1 protein-coding gene is annotated in these 604 nt (G+C 59.8%); it reads right to left on the minus strand.

From position 1 onward, the window contains the following. Nucleotides 1-321 (minus strand): helix-turn-helix domain-containing protein (locus AC1DWF_RS36300; RefSeq protein WP_476843288.1); only part of this gene is annotated, 321 nt, incomplete at its 3' end. Nucleotides 322-604 lie beyond the last annotated feature (283 nt).

A 604-nucleotide genomic window follows, 5' to 3' on the forward strand; every position in this document is an offset into this window, starting at 1 on the left:
GTCCTGTGATTCGGCGAAGCCGGAGACGCGGCGGGCGAAGCTCTGGCTGCCGCCGACCGTGCCGGGCATATCGTCGAAGAAGAAGCTGATGGGCACGTCGAGTACGCGCGACAAGTCGAACAGGCGCGAGGCGCCGATCCGGTTCACGCCGCGCTCGTACTTCTGCACCTGCTGGAAAGTAAGCCCGAGTGCTTCGCCAAGACGCTCCTGGCTCATGCCGAGGAGGGTGCGGCGAAGACGAACCCGGGAACCGACGTGCACGTCGATCGGGCTCGGACGATGTTCCTTCTCCGCCCGCCCAGTGTTTTCGCCAGTCGACATCGCTTCTCTCATACTGACACTCATGCACCTGATCCCTTCGGCTCAGGCTGTCCTCACCAATTCCCTACGCTCACATGTTGCGTCGGGTTGCATTTTTTATGCGTGGGTGGCCCGGAATACGCCTGGAGGCTGCGTCGCAGGACAGCCCGCGTGTGTCACAGGCCTTAGCGTCCACCTCCGGTAGCGTCAATATTTTTCCAAATTCTCAATAAATAAATTTCCCTAGACTAGGATTCCAGCCGAGTTGGACGGAACGGATCTCCGGAAAAGACCTGAGGCGAAG

It is taken from the genome of Aminobacter sp. P4_D5 (genome assembly GCF_056401815.1).